21 protein-coding genes, 1 pseudogene and 1 riboswitch are annotated in these 22,019 nt (G+C 72.0%); of the genes and pseudogenes, 9 read left to right on the top strand and 13 right to left on the bottom strand.

The annotated features are described in order from the left end of the window. Positions 1-3 precede the first annotated feature (3 nt). From BIV23_RS30865 to fahA, 7 genes are all read right to left on the bottom strand, one after another. Positions 4-795, bottom strand: coding sequence for an ABC transporter ATP-binding protein (locus BIV23_RS30865; protein ID WP_071384277.1), 792 nt, complete (start codon positions 793-795; stop codon positions 4-6). Next, positions 779-1,693 (bottom strand): ABC transporter permease, encoded by a 915-nt coding sequence (locus BIV23_RS30860; protein WP_079173496.1) that lies wholly within the window; start codon positions 1,691-1,693, stop codon positions 779-781. Before BIV23_RS30860 ends, BIV23_RS30865 begins: the two co-directional genes overlap by 17 nt. After that, positions 1,690-3,033 (bottom strand): ABC transporter substrate-binding protein, encoded by a 1,344-nt coding sequence (locus BIV23_RS30855; RefSeq protein ID WP_071384276.1) that lies wholly within the window; start codon positions 3,031-3,033, stop codon positions 1,690-1,692. Before BIV23_RS30855 ends, BIV23_RS30860 begins: the two co-directional genes overlap by 4 nt. A gap of 14 nt (positions 3,034-3,047) precedes the next feature. Beyond that, positions 3,048-3,275 (bottom strand): 4Fe-4S dicluster domain-containing protein, encoded by a 228-nt coding sequence (locus BIV23_RS30850; RefSeq protein ID WP_071384275.1) that lies wholly within the window; start codon positions 3,273-3,275, stop codon positions 3,048-3,050. 49 nt (positions 3,276-3,324) lie between these two features. Beyond that, positions 3,325-4,113, bottom strand: coding sequence for a GntR family transcriptional regulator (locus BIV23_RS30845; RefSeq protein ID WP_071384274.1), 789 nt, complete (start codon positions 4,111-4,113; stop codon positions 3,325-3,327). A gap of 132 nt (positions 4,114-4,245) precedes the next feature. Further along, complete coding sequence (locus BIV23_RS30840) at positions 4,246-5,184, bottom strand: M56 family metallopeptidase (RefSeq protein WP_071384273.1); 939 nt, start codon at positions 5,182-5,184, stop codon at positions 4,246-4,248. 426 nt (positions 5,185-5,610) lie between these two features. Continuing rightward, positions 5,611-6,828 (bottom strand): fumarylacetoacetase, encoded by a 1,218-nt coding sequence (gene fahA, locus BIV23_RS30835; protein ID WP_071384272.1) that lies wholly within the window; start codon positions 6,826-6,828, stop codon positions 5,611-5,613. 304 nt (positions 6,829-7,132) lie between these two features. Between fahA and BIV23_RS30830 the strand changes: the two genes are divergently transcribed. The 3 genes from BIV23_RS30830 (at position 7,133) to BIV23_RS30820 (ending at position 10,660) form a co-directional block, all read left to right on the top strand. Next, positions 7,133-8,377, top strand: a complete 1,245-nt coding sequence (locus BIV23_RS30830) for a carboxylate--amine ligase (RefSeq protein WP_071384298.1) — start codon at positions 7,133-7,135, stop codon at positions 8,375-8,377. A 50-nt stretch (positions 8,378-8,427) separates the two neighbouring features. Continuing rightward, entirely contained in the window at positions 8,428-9,666 is a 1,239-nt protein-coding gene (locus tag BIV23_RS30825; RefSeq protein ID WP_071384297.1) for an FAD-dependent oxidoreductase, read from the top strand. A 187-nt stretch (positions 9,667-9,853) separates the two neighbouring features. Further along, positions 9,854-10,660: an HAD family hydrolase gene (locus BIV23_RS30820; protein ID WP_071384271.1), complete on the top strand. Its 807-nt coding sequence runs from the start codon at positions 9,854-9,856 to the stop codon at positions 10,658-10,660. Between the two features lie 90 nt (positions 10,661-10,750). On the opposite strand, the gene BIV23_RS30815 is transcribed toward BIV23_RS30820, so the two are convergent. Further along, on the bottom strand, positions 10,751-11,254 hold the full coding sequence (locus tag BIV23_RS30815; protein ID WP_071384270.1) for a transglycosylase SLT domain-containing protein: 504 nt from the start codon (positions 11,252-11,254) through the stop codon (positions 10,751-10,753). A gap of 4 nt (positions 11,255-11,258) precedes the next feature. Then, positions 11,259-11,439, bottom strand: a riboswitch (cyclic di-AMP (ydaO/yuaA leader). Positions 11,440-12,045: 606 nt separating this feature from the next. Here BIV23_RS30815 and BIV23_RS30810 point away from each other — a divergent pair. From BIV23_RS30810 to BIV23_RS30795, 4 genes are all read left to right on the top strand, one after another. Continuing rightward, positions 12,046-13,056, top strand: coding sequence for a polyprenyl synthetase family protein (locus tag BIV23_RS30810; RefSeq protein WP_071384269.1), 1,011 nt, complete (start codon positions 12,046-12,048; stop codon positions 13,054-13,056). A 339-nt stretch (positions 13,057-13,395) separates the two neighbouring features. After that, positions 13,396-14,604, top strand: coding sequence for a LolA family protein (locus BIV23_RS30805; protein WP_071384268.1), 1,209 nt, complete (start codon positions 13,396-13,398; stop codon positions 14,602-14,604). A 69-nt stretch (positions 14,605-14,673) separates the two neighbouring features. Then, positions 14,674-15,672 carry an ABC transporter ATP-binding protein gene (locus BIV23_RS30800; protein ID WP_071384267.1) on the top strand — a complete coding sequence of 333 codons (999 nt, stop codon included), beginning with the start codon at positions 14,674-14,676 and terminating at the stop codon, positions 15,670-15,672. Continuing rightward, entirely contained in the window at positions 15,659-16,612 is a 954-nt protein-coding gene (locus BIV23_RS30795) for an ABC transporter permease (protein WP_245790708.1), read from the top strand. The genes BIV23_RS30800 and BIV23_RS30795 overlap by 14 nt, the downstream gene beginning before the upstream one ends. A 15-nt stretch (positions 16,613-16,627) precedes the next feature. On the opposite strand, the gene BIV23_RS30790 is transcribed toward BIV23_RS30795, so the two are convergent. Continuing rightward, on the bottom strand, positions 16,628-17,224 hold the full coding sequence (locus BIV23_RS30790; protein ID WP_071384266.1) for a flavodoxin family protein: 597 nt from the start codon (positions 17,222-17,224) through the stop codon (positions 16,628-16,630). Between the two features lie 203 nt (positions 17,225-17,427). Here BIV23_RS30790 and BIV23_RS30785 point away from each other — a divergent pair, with 203 nt between their 5' ends. Continuing rightward, a complete protein-coding gene (locus tag BIV23_RS30785; RefSeq protein WP_071384265.1) occupies positions 17,428-18,582 on the top strand; it encodes a hypothetical protein in 1,155 nt (384 codons plus the stop codon). A 51-nt stretch (positions 18,583-18,633) separates the two neighbouring features. Here the strand turns inward: BIV23_RS30785 and BIV23_RS30780 are convergent, their stop codons facing one another. From BIV23_RS30780 to BIV23_RS30770, 3 genes are all read right to left on the bottom strand, one after another. After that, complete coding sequence (locus tag BIV23_RS30780) at positions 18,634-19,101, bottom strand: VOC family protein (RefSeq protein WP_071384264.1); 468 nt, start codon at positions 19,099-19,101, stop codon at positions 18,634-18,636. Positions 19,102-19,197: 96 nt separating this feature from the next. Beyond that, positions 19,198-20,184, bottom strand: coding sequence for an EamA family transporter RarD (gene rarD, locus BIV23_RS30775; protein ID WP_071384263.1), 987 nt, complete (start codon positions 20,182-20,184; stop codon positions 19,198-19,200). Between the two features lie 129 nt (positions 20,185-20,313). Further along, on the bottom strand, positions 20,314-21,168 hold the full coding sequence (locus BIV23_RS30770) for an SDR family oxidoreductase (protein WP_071384262.1): 855 nt from the start codon (positions 21,166-21,168) through the stop codon (positions 20,314-20,316). Positions 21,169-21,261: 93 nt separating this feature from the next. Here BIV23_RS30770 and BIV23_RS30765 point away from each other — a divergent pair, with 93 nt between their 5' ends. Further along, complete coding sequence (locus BIV23_RS30765; protein ID WP_071384261.1) at positions 21,262-21,651, top strand: winged helix-turn-helix transcriptional regulator; 390 nt, start codon at positions 21,262-21,264, stop codon at positions 21,649-21,651. Between the two features lie 33 nt (positions 21,652-21,684). Here the strand turns inward: BIV23_RS30765 and BIV23_RS30760 are convergent. After that, positions 21,685-22,019, bottom strand: a pseudogene (locus tag BIV23_RS30760) (2-oxoacid:ferredoxin oxidoreductase subunit beta); the annotation flags it as partial.

The raw sequence follows: 22,019 nt of genomic DNA, 5'->3' as shown, positions 1-22,019 counted from the left end.
CTTTCAGGAGCCGGGCGAGGTCAGGATGTCGCGGCGCAGGGCCACGCGGGCGGGAGCGTCGACAGCCCCTCGGTCGCGGGGGCCGGGGACGTCGCGCACGGCGGCCACCCGGCCGGAGCCGAGGAGGGCCACGCGGTCGCCGAGGAAGAGGGCCTCGTCCACGTCGTGCGTGACGAAGACGACGGTCGCGCCCGTGCCGCGCAGCACCTCCACCAGCAGGTCCTGCATGCCGGAGCGGGTCTGGACGTCCAGGGCGCCGAAGGGCTCGTCCATGAGGACCGCGCGCGGACTGTCGGCCAGCGCGCGGGCCAACTGGGCGCGCTGGCGCTGCCCGCCGGACACACGGTGCGGCAACTGCCCCGCCTGCGCGCTGAGTCCGACGCGTTCGAGCCAGGACTCGGCGCGGGCGCGGCGTTCACCGCGCGGTACGCCGCTGATGGCGAGCGGCAGTTCGACGTTCCCTCGCAAGGTGCGCCAGGGGAGCAGCGCGTCCTCCTGGAAGACCAGCGCACGGTCGGCCGACGGCCCGGTCAGCGCGGCGCCGTCCGCCTCGGCCGTGCCGCCCAGCGGAGGCAGCAGTCCGGCGAGCGTGCGCAGCAGCGTGGACTTGCCGCAGCCCGAGGGGCCGACGACGGTGAGGATCTCGCCGGGAGCGACCTCCAGGTCGACGCCGGACAGCACCGGCGCGTCCGGCCGCCCGAGCACGGCGGAACGGAACGTGAGCCGGGTACCGCGTGCACTCCCCGGTGCCGGCGTGGTGACCGGAGAGGTGACGGTCTCAGACGAGGTGCTCATCGCGGGCCTCCTCGGTGTCCTGGTGGCCCTGCTGCTCGGGCTGAGCGTGCTGCTCGGAATCGCGGCCACCGCGTACGGGGGCGACGGCGGGCCGGGCCGCGCGGGCGCGGCCGCCGGGGACGTACGAGGTGCGGGGCAGCCAGCGGGTCAGACGCCGGCCGAGGAGCTCCACGGCCGTGGAGGTCACCCAGCCGAGAACGCCGATGGTGACCATGCCGACGAAGACGCCCGGGTAGTTCACCACCGTGTAGTCCTGCCAGGTGCGGTAACCGACCCCGTACTGGCCGGAGATCATCTCGGCGGAGATCACGCAGATCCAGGACACGCCGATACCGACCGACAGTCCGCCGAAGATCCCGGGCAGCGCGCCCGGCAGCACCACCGACCCGAGGATCCGCAGCCGGCCACCGCCCATGGTGCGCACCGCCTCCTCCCAGACGGGGGTGAGCGCGCGGACCGCGTGCCGGGTGGAGACCAGTACGGGGAAATAGGCGGCGGTGCAGGTGATGAAGACGATGCCCTGCTCGTTGGAGGGGAAGAGAAGGATCGCGACCGGGACGAGGGCGATCGCCGGGATCGGGCGGATCACCTCCAGGACCGGGCCGAGCAGATCCTCGGCGAGCCGCGAGCGGGCCACGAGCACGCCCGTCGCCACGCCGAGGACGGCGGCCAGGGCGAAGCCGCTGAGGATCCGGGTGAGGCTGTCGGTGAGGTCGGTCCAGTAGTCGTCACCGGAGAGCCGGCCGGCGAAGGCGCGGGCCACGTCGGTGACGGTCGGGAACTGCGAGAAGCGCAGCCACAGGTCGACCTTCAGGCTGGTCAGCAGCTGCCACAGACCGAGGAAGGCCGCCAGGGAGGCGGTGCGCAGCGTATACCGGATCAGGGGCCGGCGGGTCATACGGCCCGCTCCAGAGCCTCGCGGTACGACACGGTGCGTGCGCCTGCGTGGGTGGTGACGTAGGCCTGCGCGGTGGCCGGGGTGACGAAGGGCAGCAACCGGTCGCCGTCGGCCACCCAGACCGCCTTGCCGGCGAACCAGAGCGTGCCGGTGGTGGCATCGGGCACATAGGCGGCGCGGATGCCGTCCTGGTGCGCGGCCACGTAGGCCAGCAGCGCCTTCGCGGACGTGAAGATGAGGGTCTTGTCGCTGTTTCCGGCCCACACCTCGCTCGCGGTCGGCGCGGGTGCGGCGGTGAGCCGCTGGGCGTAGGACGTGCCGAGGGCCTTCTTCACGTATTGGTCGTCGACGAAGGAGTCCACGTCGATGTCGCCGGTCAGCTTGGCGGCCTTCAGCACGGACACGTCCTGCTTCAGCGTGGAGACGAGCTGGGGCTTGACGGCGGGGTCGAACGTGGCGATGCCGTGGGCGCCGTTGTAGAGGTAGACCACCTCGGTCGGCAGGCCCGTGGCTTGGGCGACCTTTTCGGCGGCGGTGACGGGGTGGGCGTTGAGGTAGTCCGTCGCCTTGGCCTGGGCCTTGAGGAAGGCCTCCAGGACGGCCGGGTGCTGCCGGGCGAAGTCTTCGCGGGCGGTCACACCGTGGAAGGTGGGCAGGTTCAGCTGGGCTCCGTCGTACAAGGCCTTCGCCCTGCCCTGGTAGGCGAGCAGCCCGGGCCAGGCGACGAACTGCGACAGGGCGTCCACGCTGCCGGAGGCCAGCGCCGAGGCGCCCACGGCGGGTTGCTGGTTGAGCTTGGAGATGCCCTTGTCCGGGTCGATGCCGGCGCGTTGAAGGGCGCGTACGAGCGTGCCGTCGGCGGCGGAGCCGATGCTCGTGGAGACCTTCTTGCCCTTCAGGTCCGTCAGTGAGGCGAGTTTCGAATCAGGCGCGGTCACCACGGTGTTGAGGCCGCCGCGCAGGTTGTAGCCGGTCACCGAGACCAGGTGCGTGGGGCGGCCGAGCTGCTTGCCGCGGGCAGCGTTGAGCAGGAGTGGGAAGTCGCCCATCGAGCCGATGTCGATCTTCCCGGCGGTCATCTGGGCGGTGATCGGGGCGCCTGCGGCGTAGTCCTGCCAGTCGACCTTGTAGGTGTGGCCGTCGTGCAGGGAGTCGAGCTGCTGCTCGAAGTAGCCGAGGGAGCGCAGCAGGGTTCCCGCAGTGACGGTGTTGATGGTCTTGGACTGGTAGCCGACGGTCACGGTGACCGTGGAGCCGCTGCCCGCCTCGGCGCTGCCGCCGCAGGCGGACAGGGGAAGCAGGAGTGCGGTGGCGAACAGGGCAACTGCCATGCGTTTCATGGGGGTTGTACCTCTCACCGGAGTAGGTAGGGCATGTTGACCGTGACGGCTCCGGTGGGACAGCGGGCCGCACACGGGCCGCAGTACCAGCACTCGTCGACGTGCATGTACGCCGTGCCGCTGCTCTCGTCGATGGCGAGGGAGTCCAGCGGGCACATGTCCACGCAGAGGGTGCAGCCGTCGATGCACTTCGACTCGTCGATGGTGACGGGCACGTCGGCCCGCTGGGGCGCCAAGGTCATGGCTGTCTCCAGGAAACGTGCTGGCAGGGTGGGGTGCGGCCGCCTTTGGCTAGGACCGGTGGAGCAGGCCGCTCATGGTGATGCGGTCGCCGCGGAAGCGGATGAACTCCAGGTCGACGGGGCGTCCGTCGGCGAGATGGGTGAGGCGTTCCAGCATCAGTACGGCGCCGCCCCGGGGAGCCTGGAGCACGGCGGCGGAGTGAGCGTCCGCGTTCACCGCCTCAAGGGTGATCTCCGCGTGGCCGAGGCGCTGGCCGGTGATGGCTTCCAGGAGGCGGAAGACATCGGTGTTCTCCAGGTCGGCGCCGAGCAGGGCGGTGCCGATGTCGAGCGGGATGTAGGTCAGGTCGAGGGAGAGGGGGAGACCGTTCAGACGGCGCAGGCGCTCGATGTAGAGCACGTCGGCGCCAGCCGGTACGCCGAGGCGGTCGGCGACCGGAGCGGGCGCGGGAGCGGGGCCCATGGTGCGGACCTCGTTGGTGACGCGGCCGTGTTCGCGGAGGGTTTCCGCGAGACCCAGCAGACGGTCGAGCCCGTGCGGGTACTTCCGGGCGACGACCACGGTGCCGACCCCGGGCTGCCGCTCCACCAGCCCTTCTGCCCGGAGCAGGTCCAGGGCTTGGCGGACGGTGTTGCGGGAGGCGCGGTAGTCGGCGGCGAGGATCGACTCGTGGGGGAGGGGGCCGTCCTGGAAGGCGCCGGTGAGCAGCTGGTGGCGCAGCAGGTCGGCAAGCTGCCGGGCCCGGTCCGCACGCAGCCGGCGACGTGCGCGGTGGGCGGCGACGGTGGTCGCGGCGCCCTGACCGGCGTGGTCGCGGGGGCGGTCGGTGGGTGGCATGGCTGGAACCATACCGATGTGATGGGGAAAGGCGTGTTGCCGCAGTGTTGCGCCAGGTGAGGGGGTGTCGGATACGCCGCTGAGCTGCGGTTGTCGCTCAGCGGGCGGGAAGATCCGCCACCGGCGCGCCGGTCAGGACAGCGCCGTCAGCCCCGGGGCGAACGTGATCAGCAGGGGCAGCAGCGGCACCAGGGCCGCCACGGTCGTCGTCAGGGCCCGGTGCCGGCGCAGCAGCCGCGGTGGGGGCTCCAGGAGGCGGTCCACGCGCTCGCCCAGCAGGCGGCGGCTGGAGTCGCAGGAGAGGACACCCCGGTGCTGGTTCAGCTCGATCAGCGCGAGGGCCGTGGTGAGGTGTCCGCAGCGGCGGGACGCCGTGTCGTCGGCGGCCAGCTCGACCAGGCGGTGCGTCTGGTCGCAGAAGTGGGCGAAGAGCGGCACGCGCGGGAAGCCCGTGGCGAGCGCGGTGGACAGGTGCAGAAGCCAGTCGTGGTGGGCACGCGCGTGTCCGCGTTCGTGGGTGAGGACGGCGTCGAGCTGGTGGTCGGTGAGGCGTTGCAGCGCGCCCGTGGTGACGACCAGTTGCGGCGGGTGGCCCGGCATCCACCAGGCGTCCGGATACTCGTCCTCCAGCACGAGCATCGGGCCGCGCGCCGCCGGCAGCCCGGCCGGCAGGTCGGGGGCGCGCTCGCGCAGTTGCGCGCGAGCCTGGCCGCGGCTGCGGCGGGCCTCGACGATCTCCCGGGCCAGCATCGCCGTCGTCCACGCGGCCCCGCAGGCCAGCAGCAGGGTGAGGGCGGTGGCCCACACCGGTGTGGCCGACAGGTCGTACGCGGCGGTGACGGAGGGCGGCGCGGGGGCGAACACGTGGTCGCGGACGGTGTGGAAGACGGCCGCCGTGCCCAGGACCAGCGCGGCCAGGCAGCACAGCAGGACGGTGGCGACCAGGCACTGCCACACCCACAGCGCGACCACGGGTTCCCGCTCGGGCCAGGCGGCACGGGTCAGCGCGCGCGGTGCCGGCAGCGCGGACGTCAGGGCGACGACGCTCAGCAGGAGCAGGCAGACGGTCATGCCGGGGCTCCGGTTCCTGGTCGGAGAGGGACGCGGGTGCGGGTGGTGCGAGGCGATGTGCCGGGGGCGCGTCGCATGGTGCCTTGTCCGCCCAGTATGCCGGGGAGGGGCGGCGAGAGGCAGGTCTCGGCAGTGATCCGTCCCGCACCCCCGGCCGCCTCGTCCGGTACCGTCCGGCCTCCGGGGGCGGAAGCCCTGCGTCTCCCGGTCCCGCAAGGCCCGCCGCATGGCCTCCGGCACGGCCTCCGGCACGGCCTCCGGCACGGCCTCCGGCCCGAATCCCGGAGTCGGCGCCCAGGTCACGAACTCCCTCGTGCCGTCGGTGGGTTCCGCCGCCCGGCCCAGGTCGTCCGGCGAGGACGCCGCGTCAGCCGTCGCCAGTACGTGCCGCTACGCACGCACGCACGCGCGTGGCGACTGCGTGGCTCACGCCGGTACGACCCGGCCGCTGACCTCCCCCAGCCCGACCCGGCGTCCGTCCGGGCCGGGCGCCCACGCGGACAGCGTCACCACGTCGCCGTCCTCCAGGAAGGCCCGCTTGCCGTCGGGGAGTTCGAGGGGGTCGCGGCCGTTCCAGGTGAGCTCCAGGAGGGAGCCGCGCTGGTGCTCGGCGGGGCCGCTCACCGTGCCCGAGCCGTACAGGTCGCCGGTGCGCAGCGAGGCGCCGTTCACCGTCATGTGGGCGAGCTGCTGGGCGGCGGTCCAGTACATGGTCGAGAATGGCGGCTCGGCAACCACATGGCCGTTGATCGCGACGGAGATCCGCAGGTCGTAGCCGCCCGGCTCGATGCCCGGCGCCCCGTCGTCCAGATAGGGCAGCAGGGGGTGCGTGCGCTGCGGTGCGGCCACGCGCGCGTGCTCCAGCGCGTCCAGCGGGGTGATCCATGCGGACACCGAGGTGGCGAAGGACTTGCCGAGGAACGGGCCGAGGGGGACGTACTCCCAGGCCTGGATGTCCCGCGCGGACCAGTCGTTCAGCAGGCAGAGGCCGAAGACGTGCTCCCGGAAGTCGCCGAGTGCGACCGGGCTGCCCAGTGCGGACGGGACGCCCACGACGAAGCCGACCTCGGCCTCGATGTCCAGCCTGATCGACGGGCCGAACACGGGCGCCGGGTCGGTCGGGCCCTTGCGCTGCCCGGACGGGCGTACGACGTCCGTGCCCGAGACGACGACCGTGCCGGAGCGGCCGTGGTATCCGATCGGCAGATGCTTCCAGTTGGGGGTGAGGGAGTCCGCGGCGTCCGGGCGGAAGATCTGGCCGACGTTCCGCGCGTGGTTCTCCGAGGCGTAGAAGTCGACGTAGTCCGCGACCTCGAAGGGCAGGTGCAGGGTCACCTCGGACAAGGGGCGGAACAGCGGCTCCACGGCCTCGCGGTGTGCGGGGTCCGTGACCCAGGCTGTGACGGCGTCCCGTACCTGCGACCACGTCGCGCGGCCGGCGGCCAGCAGGGCGTTGAGGGTGGGGCGGGCGAGCAGCGCCTGGTGCGGTGAGCCGAGGGCGGCGGCCGCCGCGCCCGCGTCGAGGACGTGGTCCCCGAGCCGGACGCCGACCCTCCGCTCCGTGCTGCCGGAGGGCGAGAACACGCCATAGGGAAGGTTGTGCGGGCCGAAGGGGTCGCCCTCGGGGACGTCGAAGGGGGGCATGGGGTGCTGCCTCACTCTCATCCGGGCCATGCATGGCGATGCGTTCCATGTGGTCGCGCCACACGTTACGGCCGTGACGCGTGTCTTGGGCAGTGCCCCGAGGTGTGCCCGGTGCATGTCCCGCCAGGTGCCCCGAAGGTTGCCCGCGCGATGCCTAAAGGGTTCGCAATGTCCGAATAGGCTCTGAATAGGCCTTGTCGGAGTGGGCAATTCCGGCTTAGCGTCCTTTGGGGACACGGACGGGCTGGATCCGTTCCGTTTGGGGGGACACGTGGGGGGACCCGTGGCCGGAGACGCCGTCAGTGTGCCGTTCGAGGCCGACCGTGACGTGCCGGGGCTGATCGTCAAGTTCGGCGATTACCCGCTGCACCACGGCGGTGTCGGCGCCATTCGCAGTCTGGGCCGCCTCGGCGTGCCCATGTACGCCATCACCGAGGATCCGTACACGCCGGCGGCTTCCTCGCGCTACCTGAAGAAGGCGTTCGTGTGGCCGACGACCGGTGCGGAGGACTCGGGCCACCTGGTCGAGGGGCTGCTGCGCGTCGGCCGCCGCATCGGCCGCCCGACCGTCCTGATACCGACCGACGAAGAGGCCGCCGTCCTGATCGCCGAGCACCAGGACGAGCTGGCCGGATCTTTTCTCTTCCCGAGGGTCGAGCCGGGGCTCCCGCGCCGGCTCGCCAGCAAACAGGGGCTGCACGAACTGTGCGTCGAGCACGGCATCGCCAGCCCGTCGGCCGCGTTCCCGGAGTCGTACGACGACATCGTCGCCTTCGCGGACACGGCCTGCTTCCCGGTGGTGGCCAAGAACCGCGAGGCGTTCGTACGGCGGCGCCGGCCCGCCGTGAACGGCACCACGCGGATCGCCACCCGGGAGGGCCTGCTCGCCCTGGCCCGCGACTGGGGCGACGAGCCGGGCGTGATCCTCCAGGAGTACCTCCCGCGCGAGGAGGCCGAGGACTGGATCGTGCACGCCTGCTTCGGCCCGGACTCCACCCCGCTCGCGCTGTTCACCGGTGTCAAGGTCCGCTCGTGGCCACCGCACGCCGGGATGACGGCGAATGCCTACGTCGTCGACAACCCGGAACTCGCCGACGTCGCCGCACGTTTCATCAAGCAGATCGGCTTCAGCGGCGTCATCGACCTCGACCTGCGCTTCGACCGGCGCGACGGACAGTACAAACTCCTGGACTTCAACCCCCGCATGGGCGCCCAGTTCCGGCTCTTCGAGAACGAGTCGGGGGTGGACGTGGTCCGCGCCCTGCACCTGCACCTGACCGGCCGCGCCGTACCGGAGGGGGAACAGCGCGCCGGCCATCGCTACGTCGTGGAGAACATCGACCTGCCCGCCCTCCTCGCCTACCGCCGCAGCGGCTACACGACGCCGCACGCGCCGGCGAAGGCGAGCGGGACGGAGCTGGCCTGGTTCGCGGCTGACGACCCGCTGCCGTTCCTCACGATGCTCGCCCGCTTCGTGCGCCCGGGCGCGAAGCACCTCTATCAGCTGTGGCGGACCAACCGCCGCGGCGGCAGCACCTCCACGAAGTAGGCCAAGCCACCGAGACGAGAGTGGCGCACCGTGTCCTGGGGAGGGACTTCGTGACTCGACCGGTTGTAGTCATCGGGGCCGGGCCGTTCGGCCTGTCCACCGCCGCCCATCTCCGCGCGCGCGGCATCCCCGTCCGCGTCTTCGGCGACCCCATGGTCAGCTGGCGCGCCCACATGCCCGAGGGCATGCTCCTGAAGTCGACACCCGCCGCGTCGAGCCTGCACTGCCCGCAGCCCGGCCACACCCTCGCCGACTACTGCGACGCGGCCGGGATCCGCCGTCTGGTGACCGACGAGGACATCATCCCGGTGGAGACCTTCGTCGCCTACGGCGAGTGGTTCCAGCAGAAGCTGCTGCCCGGCCTGGAGCGGGTACGGGTCGTGTCCGTCGACCGGGACGCGCGCGGTGGCTTCGAAATCAAGCTGGACTCGGGAGAGTTGTGCACCGCACGCGCGGTGGTCGTCGCCACCGGCCTGTCCGGCCTCGCCCACCTACCGCCGGAACTCGCGGGCGCGGCGTCCGACGGGCCGTCCGCCTCCGGCCCGCTCTCGCACAGCTCCCAGCACCACGACCTCGGCCGGTTCGCCGGCCGGGAGCTGATCGTCGTCGGCGCCGGCCAGTCCGCGCTGGAGACGGCCGCGCTCGCCGCCGAAGCCGGCGCACGCGTGCGCGTGGTCGCGCGCGGACGCGGCCGGGTCGCCTTCGGCGCTCCACCCTGGGAGCAGCCGAGGCTGCGCCCCGCATCCCCCTTCGGCCGCGCCTGGTCGCTGTGGGCGCTGAGCTACTACCCGCACCATTACCGCCACCTGCCCGAGGCCACCCGTCACCACCTGGCCCGCCGGGTCCTCGGGCCGCTCGGCGCCTGGTGGCTGCGCGAGCGGTTCGACAGCGCCGTACAGGTGCAGGAAGTCGAGCGGATCGTCCGCGCGGAGGCACCGGACGGCAGCCCCGTCCTCACCGTCCGCGCGTTCTCCCGTCCTCGCACCGGCCCGCGCGGGGGGAGCCCTGCCGACGGTACGGAACGGCTCACCGCCGACCACGTCATCGCGGCCACCGGCTACCGCGTCGACATCGCGGCGATGGACTTCCTCGGCCACGGCCTGCGCACCCGGCTGGCCGTGAGCCGCGGCGCGCCGAGGCTCGGTCCCGGCTTCGTCTCCTCCGTCCCCGGCCTGTACTTCACGGGCCTGCCGGCGGCGTCGTCGTACGGCCCGGTGATGCGCTTCGTGTGCGGCACGGAGTTCGCCTCGCCGCGCCTGACGCGGCACCTGGCGGCGGCCCACGGCTGACGAAGCGGCCGCGTCCGGGGACGGCGACGGCATTCCGGGTCCGCGGCAGTGTCCGAGGCGGAGACCGCGGCGATGATCGCGGCAGTGCCACCAGGCGGTCCGCGGGCGCCACTTGGGGGCGATGAGCACGTAAGTACGCGGTACGGCAAGGTGAGTCGGACCTGCCTGGCGTCCGTATTCTCTGATCATGGCAGCCGCATACGCACTGATCGCCACTGACCTGGACGGAACGCTGCTGCGCGGCGACGACACGGTCTCCGACCGGTCGCTCGCCGCGCTCGCACGGGCGGCGCGGGCCGGTGCCCGGCATCTGGTGGTGACGGGCCGTCCGGCTCCTCGGGTACGGCCGCTGCTCGCACGTCTCGGCTGCACGGGACTCGCGGTGTGCGGACAGGGCGCGCAGGTCTACGACGTCGGAAGCGGGCGCCTGCTGTGGTCGGTCCGGCTGCACCGGGAGCTGGCCGAGGAGGCGCTCGGCAAGATCGAGGCCGAGGTGGGGCAGGTCTACGCGGCCGTCGACCAGGACGGCGTCGACGGGCTGACGCTCATCGAGCCCGGCTACCGGATGCCGCACCCGACCCTGCCCTCGGTGCGGGTCGACCGGCGCGACGACCTGTGGCGCAGGCCCATCAGCAAGGTGCTGCTGCGCCATGCCGCCCTGTCCGACGACGAGTTGGCCTCTGTCGCGCGCGCGGTGGTGGGTTCGCTCGCGACGGTCACCATGTCGGGGCCGGGGACCGTGGAGCTCCAGCCGTGCGGGGTGACCAAGGCGACCGGGCTGGCACTCGCCGCCGAGCGGCTCGGCGTCGGCGCCCGCCGGGCGCTGGCGTTCGGGGACATGCCCAATGACATCCCGATGTTCGACTGGGCCGGGCACGGGGTCGCCATGGCCGGCGCGCACCCCGAACTGAAGGCGGTGGCCGACGAGATCACCATGTCGAACGAGGACGACGGCGTCGCCGTCGTCCTCGAAAGACTGTTTCCGACCGGCTGACCGGCTGACCGGCTGACCGGCGCATCGGTGCGCGCAGGTCGGCCGGGTCTCAGGCGGTTCCGTACTGGGCCGCGTCCGGGCCGCGGTGTCTCAGTACGCGCTGTGGACGTTGTCGATCGAGCCGTAGCGCGCGGCGGCGTAGTTGCAGGCCGCGGTGATGTTCGCGACCGGGTCGTACGGGTCGAGCGCGGTGCCGGTCACGTGGTAGGCGCGGAAGGTCGGGTCGATGACCTGGAGCAGGCCCTTGGACGGGATGCCGGCGGCGGCGTTGGAGTCCCAGTTGTTGATGGCCAGCGGGTTGCCGGAGGACTCCCGCATGACGTTGCGGTAGATGCCGTTGTAGGAGCCCGGGATGCTTTTCTGGGCCATGATCGAGAGAGACTCGCGGATCCAGCCGTCGAGCGTGTTCGTGTACCCGGAGGCGTTCACGAGGGACCTGGTCGTGGCGGCCGGCGAGGGCGTGCTGGTGGCGGCGGAGGCGCTGGTGGCACCGATGAGCGGCATCGCGAGGACGGCGGCACCGGTGCCGGCGACGGCGAGGGTGCGCATGAGACGGCTGGTGCGGGTACGACGATGCTGAGCGGCAGCGGACATGGGGAGTTCCTCTCCGTCGCCTGCGAGGTGAGCTGTCGGGTTCGGGCGGGGAGGTGCCCGGCCGTGCCTTCGCGGGAAGGCGCGGCTTCACCCCTAGCCGTTCCGATGCGACGTGTGCCGACCGGTCCGGCGACTTACCTGGGTCCCCCGCTCCTGCCGTACGAATGAGTTCGCGGATGGTTGTGCGGGCGGCGGCAGGATTCGGCGTCCGCCCGGCGAGCCGGAACGTATGCGAGAGCACATGTCGGGAACAAGTGCCGGAATCACACAACGTCCTGTTTGACCTTGAAGTGCGGCCTTTGGGGTACTTGATCCTTTGCCGCTGCCAATCCTCAACTCCCCCGCAGGGCAAGGGGGACGGATGGGTCGGCGGTCGGTGGGCGGACATGAGCGTCCGTGACCCAACTCACGAAGTAGCAAATCGCCACAGAATGGGCATAACGGATTTAATGGACTCACGTTCGGAGTGGCGCCGGTCGTGGAGGGGGACGTGGAAGGGGGACGTGGAAGGGGGACGTGGAAGGGGGGTGAGGAGGCGGGTCGGGGTGGAGGTGTTACTCCGCTCGCTCCTCGATTCGCGACAAAGTGGGAGACGTCCTGTTAAGTCGATGAATGTCTGTTCTTATCATCTGATCGAAAGCAAACCGGTCATGATCCAATACCGCCTGTGCTGGACCGGTGGGCGCTATCGGTGATCGAAACAGGACCGGATACGCTGACTTGAGTGATGGCAGCGACCTATCGACAAACCGTGTAATCGCCAGCAGACACCAGCAGACAGGAGACCCCTCGTGACCGTCGTCGGGCCGTTCGGGCTGAGCGTACGGGACCAGGCTCTCGAAGCCGATGTCCAGGCCGGATTGGCGGCTGTCGAGGAAGGCTTGCTCGAGGCCACCAAGAGCGAGGTCCCGTTCATCACGGAGGCCGCGCAGCACCTCGTACGGGCCGGCGGGAAGCGGTTCCGGCCGCTGCTCGTGATGCTCGCAGCACAGTTCGGCGACCGCCACGCGCCGGGCATCGTGCCGTCGGCCGTCGTCGTGGAGCTGACCCACCTCGCCACGCTGTACCACGACGACGTCATGGACGAGGCGGCCGTGCGGCGCGGTGTGGACAGCGCCAACACCCGCTGGGGCAACTCCGTCGCGGTCCTCACCGGCGACTTCCTCTTCGCCCGCGCCTCCCAGATCCTCGCCGACCTCGGGCCCGAGGCGGTCCGGGTGCAGGCCCTCGCGTTCGAGCGGCTGGTCACGGGCCAGATCCTGGAGACCGCGGGCCCCTCGGACGGCCGTGACCCGGTCGAGCACTACCTGGACGTGCTCGGTGGCAAGACCGGCTCGCTGGTGGCGGTCTCGTGCCGGTTCGGCGCGATGATGTCGGGCGCCGACGAGACGGTCGTCGACGTCCTCACCCAGTACGGCGAGCGGCTCGGTGTCGCCTTCCAGCTCGCCGACGACGTCCTGGACATCGCCTCCGACTCGCACGAGTCCGGCAAGACCCCGGGCACCGACCTGCGTGAGGGCATCCCGACGCTGCCCGTGCTCCGGCTGCGCGAGCGCGCGGCCCGGCTGGGGCTGCCCGAGGACCTCGCACTGTGCGAGCTGTTGGACTCCGACCTCACCGACGACGCCCGGCACGCCGAGGCGCTGACCGCGCTGCGCGCGCACCCCGCGCTGGAGCAGGCCCGCCGCGACACCGTGCGCTACGCCGAGGAGGCCCGGGCCGCGCTGTCGCCCCTGCGGGACTGCGACGCCAAGGCGGCTCTGTTGGAGCTGTGCGACGCGGTGGTCCACCGCGCGGGCTGAGGCCCCGGCCGCGACGGCGAACCGGGCCACGACGGCGAGCCGGAGGGTGGTGTGCCGGCCCCGCGACAGCGTGTCGGACCGCTCCCGCGGCACAGCGGCGGACGTCCACGACCCGGCGCGCGACCTGGCACACCCCTAGGGGTCCCGGCGGCCGCCACCCCTGGGTGTCATACCGCAGTCGTACACGGAGTTGGCTCCGTGGTCTGACGCTTCTTCATGGCCGATTTGGTGAGATGGGGAACACGGACATCACCACTCCTCACCGATTCGGGTGAGAATGGCGGCTCAGGGTGGACCAGCGTGAGGACAGCCGCCGCCGACGACGGAGGTAAGGCACACATGGCACCGTACGAATCCGACGACGCGGTGGACGTCGCGCGGGACGAGAACCCGCACGCCGGACGCCGCAAGGCCGCGCGTTACGCGGTCCCGGTCGCGGTGGTGGGCGTGGCGGCGGCCACGATCGGGCTGGTCCCGGCGCTCGCCGCCTCGGGCGACCCCGACCTGCCCAAGATCACCGCGAAGCAGCTCATCGACAAGATCGCCAAGTCGGACGTGCAGCAGCTGTCCGGCACGGTGAAGATCAGCACCGACCTCGGCCTGCCGAACCTCGGCGGCCTGGAGAGCAGCCTGGGCTCCGGCGCTGGCAAGGGCTCCGGCGGCGGCTCCTCCGCCGACCCGCAGGCCAAGCTCACCGAGCTGGTCTCCGGCACGCACACGCTGCGCGTCGCCGCCGACGGCCCGGACAAGCAGAAGGTCTCGCTGCTGGAGAGCGGCTCCGAATACAGCCTCATCCACGACGGCGCGAACGTCTGGGGCTACGACAGCAAGACCAACTCGGTCACCCACAGCACCTCCGCCGAGACCGGCAAGGACCGCAGGGCCGAGCAGCCGCCGGTCACGCCGAAGGACTTCGCCGACCAGGCGCTGAAGGCGGTGGACGGCACCACGTCCGTCACCGTCGACGGCACCGAGCAGGTCGCCGGCCGCGCCGCCTACAAGCTGCTGATCAAGCCCCGCCAGTCGGGCACCACGGTCGGCGCGATCAGCATCGCGGTCGACTCGAAGACCGGCATGCCGCTGAAGTTCACGCTGACCCCGAAGAGCGGCGGCGCCGCCGTCGTCGACGCGGGCTTCACCGAGGTCTCCTTCGCCAGGCCGGCCGCCTCCACGTTCGCCTTCACCCCGCCCAAGGGCGCGAAGGTGACGGAGCAGAAGAAGGGCGCCGCGGCCCGGGAGCACGACGGGTTCAAGCCCGGCGAGGGCTTCGCCCAGGGCCACGACAAGGGCACCGTCATCGGCAAGGGCTGGACGTCCGTCGCCACGTTCGACACGGGCGCCAGGGGCGGCCTGCCGAGCGGCGGTTCCAAGGCCGGTGACCTCAGCGGCTTCCTCGGCTCGCTCGGCGACAAGGTCTCCGGCAAGTTCGGCAAGGGCACGGTCTTCTCCACTCGCCTGGTCAACGTCCTGATGACCGACAACGGCAAGGTCTACGCCGGCGCGGTGACGAAGGACGCCCTGGTGAAGGCGGCGAACGAAGGAAAGTGACCCCGTCCGGGCACTACGGACCGTGATCGTGCGTTGACCTCTACGGGGGCACGGATCGAGGGGGAGCCGATGGACGGACCGTCCGCCACGGAGCGGGAGGCGGGGGACGCCGAGCAGCATGTCCCCGGGCACGCCGAGGCGGGCGTCATCGCCACGCGCGGCCTCACCAAGCGCTACCGCGGCGGACAGCTCGCCGTGGACGGTCTGGATCTGACCGTCCCGGCCGGCAGCGTCTTCGGCTTCCTCGGTCCGAACGGCTCGGGCAAGACCACGACCATCCGCATGCTGATGGGCCTGATCGAGCCGACCGCCGGCACGGCCCGTGTGCTGGGCCGCCCGATGCCCCGGGCGGCCCGCGCCGTGCTGCCCGAGGTCGGCGCGCTCATCGAGGGCCCCGCACTGTACGGCTTCCTCTCCGGCCGGGACAACCTGTTGCGCTACGACGCCGCCGACCCGACCGCCGACCCCCGCACCCGGAGCGCCCGCGTCGCCGCCGCCCTGGACCGGGTGGGCCTCGCGGCGGCCGCCGGGAAGAAGGCGAGAGCGTACTCGCTGGGTATGAAGCAGCGCCTGGGGCTCGCGGCGGCCCTGCTCCAGCCGCGCCGGCTGCTCGTCCTGGACGAGCCCACCAACGGTCTCGACCCGCAGGGCATGCGGGAGATCCGCGCCCTGATCAGAGAGCTGGCCGCCGACGGCACGACGGTCTTCCTCTCCTCCCACCTGCTCGACGAGATCGAGCAGGTGTGCACGCACGCGGCGGTCATGGCGCAGGGCCGGCTCGTCACCCAGGGCGCGGTGGCCGACCTGGCGGCCGGCGCGCGCGGCCGGCTGGTGGTCACCACTCCGGATCCGGCCGAGGCCGCCCGGGTGCTGAAGGAACAGGGCGTCGCGGACGTCACCGCCGACGGCGACCGGGTCACCGGCGAACCGCCCGCGCGGGACCTCGCCGAGGTGAACGCCGCGCTGGTCACGGCGGGCGTGCGGGTGCGCGGCTTCGCGCTCGAACGGGCCTCGCTGGAGGACGCGTTCGTGGCACTGACGGGGGAGGGTTTCGATGTCGCGAGCTGAGACGGATCCCCTGTCCGAGAAGGGCCCCGGGTCCGAGGCGGCTCCCGCGCCCAGGGCGGCTCCCGGAGCCGAGGCGGCCGTCGCCTCCGCCGTGCGGCGACCGAGCCCCCTGTGGACGTTCGGGCTGCTGCGCAGCGAGCTGGTCACGACCGTCCGCCGCTGGCGCACGCTCGCCCTGCTCGGAGTGCTGGCCGTGGTGCCGGTGCTCGTCGGGATCGCGGTGAAGATCGAGACGCGCGGCGGCGGGTCGGCGGACCATGGCGGCCAGGGCCCGGCGTTCATCTCACAGATCACCAACAACGGACTGTTCCTGGTGTTCACGGCGCTCGCCGCGACCCTGCCGTTCTTCCTGCCGATGGCCGTCGGCGTCGTCGCGGGCGACGCGATAGCGGGCGAGGCGGGTGCGGGCACCCTGCGCTATCTGCTGGTCGCCCCGGCCGGCCGCACCCGGCTGCTGCTCACCAAGTACGCAACGGTGACGGCCTTCTGTCTGCTGGCCACCCTGGTCGTCGCCGTCTCGGCACTGATCGTCGGCGCGCTGCTCTTCCCGCTGGGCGACCTCACGACGATATCCGGCACGCGGATCAGCTTCGCCGAGGGCCTCGGCCGGGCCCTGCTGATCGCTCTGGTCGTCGCCCTCTCGCTGGTCGGCGTGGCCGCCCTCGGCCTGTTCGTCTCGACGCTCACCAACAGCGGCATCGCGGCGATGGCGACGACCGTCGGGCTGCTCACCACTGTTCAGATCCTCGACCAGATACCCCAGTTGCACGCCCTCCAGCCGTACTTCTTCTCGCACTACTGGCTGTCTTTCGCCGACCTGATGCGCGACCCGGTCTACTGGGACGACCTGCAGAAGAACCTCGGCCTCCAGGCGCTGTACGCGGCGGTGTTCGGCACGGCGGCGTGGGCGAGGTTCACGGCGAAGGACATCAGCGCCTGACCTGTTCGGACCGGCTCAGCCTTCTCGTGCCGCCTCGTACGGGAAGCGGGCGAGGGGCGCGTCCTGGGCGAAGAACGTCTTCGCGCGGGTGAGAGCGTCGGTGTCCTGCAGCACGTCGCCCGGTCCGCTGCCGTTGCCCAGCAGGACCCCGCCGAAGCGCATGCCCATGTAGGCGGCCGAGTTGTTGAGCGTGCCGACGTAGGGAGCGGCGACCGACGCTTCACGGTGGGCCAGTGCGGCGACGCCCCAGAGGGTGCGGCCGGCCAGGGTAGCCCTGAAGTCCAGGCCGGGCGTGCGCAGCCAGCCCGACCAGTGGTCGAGATAGCGCTTGGTGAGGCCGGACACCGAGTACCAGTACAGCGGCGAGGCGATGACGATGTCCGTGGCCGCGAGGGTGGCGTCCAGCAGCAGGCCAGCGGTGCTGTCCGGGGACGGCGCCGTGTGGTCGACGTCGTGGCGCAGGTCCGCGAAGTCGGGCAGTGGGTGGTCGGCGAGGCGGATCCAGCGCTGTTCGACGGCACCGGGCAACTGCGCGGCCGCCTCGCGGGCCAGTAGCTCGGTGTTGCCCTCGGTGCGGGCGCTGCCGAGCAGGAACAGGAAACGGCGATTCATGGGTCCCCCAGGAGAGTGCTGTCGCGCACAAATAAAGACGCATGCATTTTATGCATACGCAATTAAATTTGACCAGGCCTGCCGGGCGCGGCTGGTGCGAGGCTGTGACGGTGTGGTGACGCGGAAGCCGAGGGGAGCCGACACACTGGTGGGCAGGAGACGTGCGACCGGAATCGCGATGCCGGGGGAGTGAGGGAAGACCGATGTCTCGACTGAGCTTCGAGAAGAAGCGGGCGCAGCAGCCCGCGGAGCACCCGGCGGTGGTGCCGGTCCGGGTGTTCGGCGCGGGTGGCGCGTCGGTGGGCGGGACGTCGGTGGCGGCCGTGCCGGGCGAGGATATCCAGCAGACGGTCCTGAACCACCTCCAGCGCCTCGCCATCAGCCTGGGCGCCCCGATACGTGCCACGATCCAGGACGACCGGGCGGGCCTCGTGGTTCCCCTGGAGGTCTCGGCGGACGGCTCCAGCCGCGTCACGGGGGAGCCGGCGCGGACGGCTTCGCCGGGGGAGACGCAGGAGGCGCAGTCGGCGCGGAAGCCCGGGGCGTACCAGGAGCCGGAGGGCGTGTCGGCCGGGACGGCGCGGGTGCCGACGGGGCGGTTCGGCCCGCCGCCGGTCATGGACGCGCCGGTGACGGCCGCCGCCACCGCGACCACCACCACGGCCGCCGCTGCCTCCGTTCCTTCTCCCGTCGCCCCCGTGCCCGAAGCGGCACCCCTCCCCACCTCCGGCCGCGTCCCCGCTCCCGCCTCCGCTCTCGCCGCCTCTCTCTCGGCCTCCCTGCCCCTGTACGCCGGGCCGGAGGCACCGGCCGCCGGCCACACCCCGGCCCGCGGGTTCGATGCCGTCGCCGAGGAGGTGCTCGGGGACGGGCCGCTGACGGAGACGGCGGAGGGGGCCGAGTTGCTGACCGAGCCGATGACGCGGATCAACGAGGCCGTGCGCGCGGGCCGGATCGAGGCGGCGGCGGAGCTGACCGACCGCACGGTCACCGAGGCCTCCAGCGTGCTGGGCCCCGGCCACGCCGAGGTGCTGCACCTGCGGGAACTGTCCGCCTACATCGCCTACTTGGGCGGCGAACCGGTCCGCGCCTTCGAGCAGTCCCTGGACCTCGCCCGGCTGCGCCGGCGGGCGCGGGACGCGGAGGCCGCCTACGGCAACGTGCGCAGCGCGGCGACCGCCTGGCGCGCGGTGCGCGACCCCGAGGAGGGCCTGCGGCTGGGCCGCGACCTGATCGAGCTGTGGACGGACCTCAGCGCCGAGCCGGGTCCCGCCGCCGACGACCCGTACCCCCTGGAGTCCGCCCGCGCCCGCATGGGCCGCCTGACCGACCGGGCGGCCCGCGCCGCACAGGCGTGAGTCCGGCCGCCGGACAGCCGTGAGCGGGGTCTCACGGGGCTCCCGCGCGGCTCACTGCACGCAGAATTCGTTGCCCTCGGGGTCCGTCAGCACCACCCACCGCCCGGCGGGCTCCGTCACCTCGCGCACCACGCGCGCGCCCAGAGCCTCCAGCCGGGCCACCTCCTGTGCGCGCCGCTCGGGGCCAGCGTGCAGATCGAGGTGGAGCCGGTTCTTGGCCGTCTTCGGCTCCGGGACGCGCTGGAAGAGCAGGCGCCGGCCCAGCCCGGTGCCGGTCCCGCGGTCGTACGGGTCGTCGGGATGCCGTACGGCGATCAGGTCACGGAAGGCGGGGCGGCCGTGGTACTCGACCGTGGCCTCGCCGGGCAGCGCGCCGGCGGACAGCAGCCGTTCGATCAGGGCGCTGTTGTCCTCGGCCGTGTAGTGCAGCGCCGCGGCCCAGAAGTCGGCCTGGGCGTGCGGGTCGGCCGCGTCGATGACGAGCTTCCAGTGCAGGGGTGCGGGGGTCTGTGTCGACATGGCCGTCACTTATAGCGCGCACCACTGACAACGGCCGCCGGACACGACAGTCCGCCACGACGGCCCGCCACGACGGCCGTGACCGTGGAACAGCCGTCAGGCGTCCACCGCGGCGGACTCGGCCTGGCCGCCGCGCGCCACCACCAGTGACTGCCGCGTGCGGCGTGCGGAGCGCAGCGCGTCGCCCGTGAGCAGGATCAGCGCCAGCCAGACCAGCGCGAAGCCGGCCCACCGCTCCACCGGCATGGCCTCGTGGAAGTACAGGATGCCGAGCAGGAACTGGAAGACGGGGGCGAGGTACTGGAGCAGGCCCAGCGTGGACAGCGGCACGCGGATCGCCGCCGCGCCGAAGCAGACCAGCGGCAGCGCGGTGACCAGGCCGGTGGAGGCGAGCAGGACGGCGTGCCCGGAGCCGTCGTTCACGAAGCTGGACTCGCCGTGGCCGACGAGCCAGAGCAGATAGCCGAGCGCGGGCAGGAACTGGATCGCGGTCTCGGCGGCCAGTGACTCGACGCCGCCGAGGTCGACCTTCTTCTTCACCAGGCCGTAGGTGGCGAAGGAGAAGGCGAGGACGAGTGAGATCCACGGCGGGCGGCCGTAGCCGACGGTCAGCACGACGACGGCGGCGAAGCCGGTCGCGACCGCCACCCACTGCACGGGCCGCAGCCGCTCCTTCAGCAGCAGCACACCCATCGCGATGGTCACCAGCGGATTGATGAAGTACCCGAGCGAGGCCTCGACCACGTGGCCGGAGTTCACGGCCCAGATGTAGACGCCCCAGTTCACGCTGATGACGGTCGCGGCCACGGCGACGAGGGCGAGCCGGCGCGGCTGGCGCAGCAGCGCTCCGGCCCAGGCCCAGCGCCGTACGAAAACCAGCGCGACGCCGACCACGACCAGGGACCAGACCATGCGGTGGGCGAGGATCTCCACCGCCCCGGCGGGTTTCAGCAGCGGCCAGAAGAGGGGGACCAGCCCCCACATGCCATAGGCGGCGAAGCCGTTCAGCAGGCCTATCCGGTCCTCGCTCGCGGAGCCCCCGGAGCCTTTCGGGCTCCCGGAGTTCTTGGACGTCCCGCTCACGGCCCCTCCTTCTCGTGGCGCATCGGCACACGCGCGCGCGAGAACGAAGGTAGCGCCGAGCACGCCCGGCTGTCATGCCCGTATCGCCATACGGTCATGACAGCCGGGAGGCCGGGCGGAGGCGGAGGGTCAGCCCTTGACCGCCGCGGTGACCGCCTCGGCCAGCGACTGCGCCGGGCGGCCGGTCAGGCGGGTGAGGTCGCCGGTGGTGACGACCAGCTCGCCCTTCTCGATGGAGGCGTCCACGCCGGCCAGGATCTCGGCGAGCGCCGCGGGCAGCCCGGCGCCGCTCAGGATGCCGGTCAGGGCCTCGGGAGTGACCGGGGTGTAGGCGATGTCCCTGCCGGTCTGCCGGCTCAGCTCGGCCGCGTACTCGGCGAAGCCGAAGGGCTCGTCGCCGCCCAGCTCGTAGGTCGTGTTCTCGTGTCCCTCGCCGGTCAGCACCGCGACCGCGGCGGCGGCGTAGTCGGCGCGGGAGGCGGCGGAGATCCGGCCGGCGCCGGCGGCCTGGACGACGGCGCCGTGCTCCAGCACCGGGGCGAGGTTCTCGGTGTAGTTCTCGAAGTACCAGCCGTTGCGCAGCAGCGTGTACGGCAGGCCGGAGGCGAGCAGCACCTCCTCCGTCGCCCGGTGGTCGTCCGCGAGGGCGGCCTTCAGGGTGCCCGGGGCGCTGGTGTAGGCGAGCAGCGCGACGCCCGCGGCCCTGGCGGCGTCGATGACGACCTGGTGCTGCCGCACCCGGCCCTTGTCGAACTCGTTGCCCGAGATCAGCAGGACCTTGTCACCGGCGGCGAAGAGGCTGTCGAAGGTCTCGGGCGCGTTGTAGTCGGCGACGGCGAGCCGTACGCCGCGCGCCGCGAGGTCCGCGGCCTTCTGCTCGTCGCGCACGACGGCGGTGATCTGCTCCGCGGGAACCTTCTCCAGCAGCTGCTCCACGACGTGGCGGCCGAGGTGTCCGGTGGCTCCGGTGACGACGATGCCCATGATGTGCCCTCTCCTTCTGGGATGCGTTCTGCCGCTAACCCTAGGAGGTGCGCTAACTTCCGGAAAGTACCCACTTCAAAGTAAGGTACAGGCATGTCGGTAAGTGAGTGGAAGGGCGACGGCGAGGCCATGTGCCCCCAGCGTCTGGTCCTGGAGCATGTGACGAGCCGCTGGGGTGTGCTGGTGCTGATCCAGCTCCTCGACCGCTCGTATCGCTTCAGCGAACTGCGCCGGGCGATCGGCCGTGTCAGCGAGAAGATGCTCACCCAGACCCTCCAGACCCTGGAGCGCGACGGTCTCGTGCACCGGGACGCCAAGCCGGTCATCCCGCCGCGCGTCGACTACTCCCTGACCGAGCTGGGCCGCGAGGCGGCGGAGCAGGTGCGGGCGCTGGCGCAGTGGACCGCGCGGCGCATGGACGACGTACTCGGCGCCCGGCAGGCATACGACGAGGCCCGGGAAATCCAGTCCCGGGCCTCGTAGCTGAGCGGAAAAGCGACAGCGACGGCGAACGGCCTAGCCGACGACCGTCCAGGTGTCGGTGCCGGCGAGCAGTGCGGCGAGGTCGCCCTTGCCCTTCTGGTCGACGGCGGTGTCGAGTTGGTCGGCCATGGCGGTGTCGTAGACGGGGCGTTGGATGTTGCGGAAGACGCCGATCGGGGTGTGGTGCAGGGTGTCGGGGTCGGCGAGGCGGGAGAGGGCGAAGGCGGTGGTCGGGGAGGTGGAGTGTGCGTCGTGGACGAGGATGTCCGCTTCGTTGTGCGCGGTGACGGTGACGACTTCCAGGTCGCCGGTGGCCTGGTTGCGTAGGACGCCGCGTGTTCTGTCGGTGCCGAAGCGGATGGGCTGTC

It is taken from the genome of Streptomyces monashensis (assembly GCF_001866665.1).
Lineage (GTDB): Bacteria > Actinomycetota > Actinomycetes > Streptomycetales > Streptomycetaceae > Streptomyces > Streptomyces monashensis.
The sequence above is the reverse complement of the archived record's forward strand: the minus strand, read 5'-3'. Positions and strand labels throughout refer to the sequence as shown.

Coding starts and splice junctions, on each gene's coding strand:
- BIV23_RS30820 (WP_071384271.1), top strand. CDS start 9,854: ATGGCAGCCGCATACGCACTGATCGCCACTGACCTGGACGGAACGCTG.
- BIV23_RS30855 (WP_071384276.1), bottom strand. CDS start 3,033: ATGAAACGCATGGCAGTTGCCCTGTTCGCCACCGCACTCCTGCTTCCC.
- BIV23_RS30840 (WP_071384273.1), bottom strand. CDS start 5,184: ATGACCGTCTGCCTGCTCCTGCTGAGCGTCGTCGCCCTGACGTCCGCG.
- BIV23_RS30850 (WP_071384275.1), bottom strand. CDS start 3,275: ATGACCTTGGCGCCCCAGCGGGCCGACGTGCCCGTCACCATCGACGAG.
- BIV23_RS30805 (WP_071384268.1), top strand. CDS start 13,396: ATGGCACCGTACGAATCCGACGACGCGGTGGACGTCGCGCGGGACGAG.
- BIV23_RS30765 (WP_071384261.1), top strand. CDS start 21,262: ATGTCGGTAAGTGAGTGGAAGGGCGACGGCGAGGCCATGTGCCCCCAG.
- BIV23_RS30770 (WP_071384262.1), bottom strand. CDS start 21,168: ATGGGCATCGTCGTCACCGGAGCCACCGGACACCTCGGCCGCCACGTC.
- BIV23_RS30795 (WP_245790708.1), top strand. CDS start 15,659: ATGTCGCGAGCTGAGACGGATCCCCTGTCCGAGAAGGGCCCCGGGTCC.
- BIV23_RS30800 (WP_071384267.1), top strand. CDS start 14,674: ATGGACGGACCGTCCGCCACGGAGCGGGAGGCGGGGGACGCCGAGCAG.
- BIV23_RS30860 (WP_079173496.1), bottom strand. CDS start 1,693: ATGACCCGCCGGCCCCTGATCCGGTATACGCTGCGCACCGCCTCCCTG.
- BIV23_RS30790 (WP_071384266.1), bottom strand. CDS start 17,224: ATGAATCGCCGTTTCCTGTTCCTGCTCGGCAGCGCCCGCACCGAGGGC.
- BIV23_RS30780 (WP_071384264.1), bottom strand. CDS start 19,101: ATGTCGACACAGACCCCCGCACCCCTGCACTGGAAGCTCGTCATCGAC.
- BIV23_RS30815 (WP_071384270.1), bottom strand. CDS start 11,254: ATGTCCGCTGCCGCTCAGCATCGTCGTACCCGCACCAGCCGTCTCATG.
- BIV23_RS30845 (WP_071384274.1), bottom strand. CDS start 4,113: ATGCCACCCACCGACCGCCCCCGCGACCACGCCGGTCAGGGCGCCGCG.
- fahA (WP_071384272.1), bottom strand. CDS start 6,828: ATGCCCCCCTTCGACGTCCCCGAGGGCGACCCCTTCGGCCCGCACAAC.
- BIV23_RS30785 (WP_071384265.1), top strand. CDS start 17,428: ATGTCTCGACTGAGCTTCGAGAAGAAGCGGGCGCAGCAGCCCGCGGAG.
- BIV23_RS30865 (WP_071384277.1), bottom strand. CDS start 795: ATGAGCACCTCGTCTGAGACCGTCACCTCTCCGGTCACCACGCCGGCA.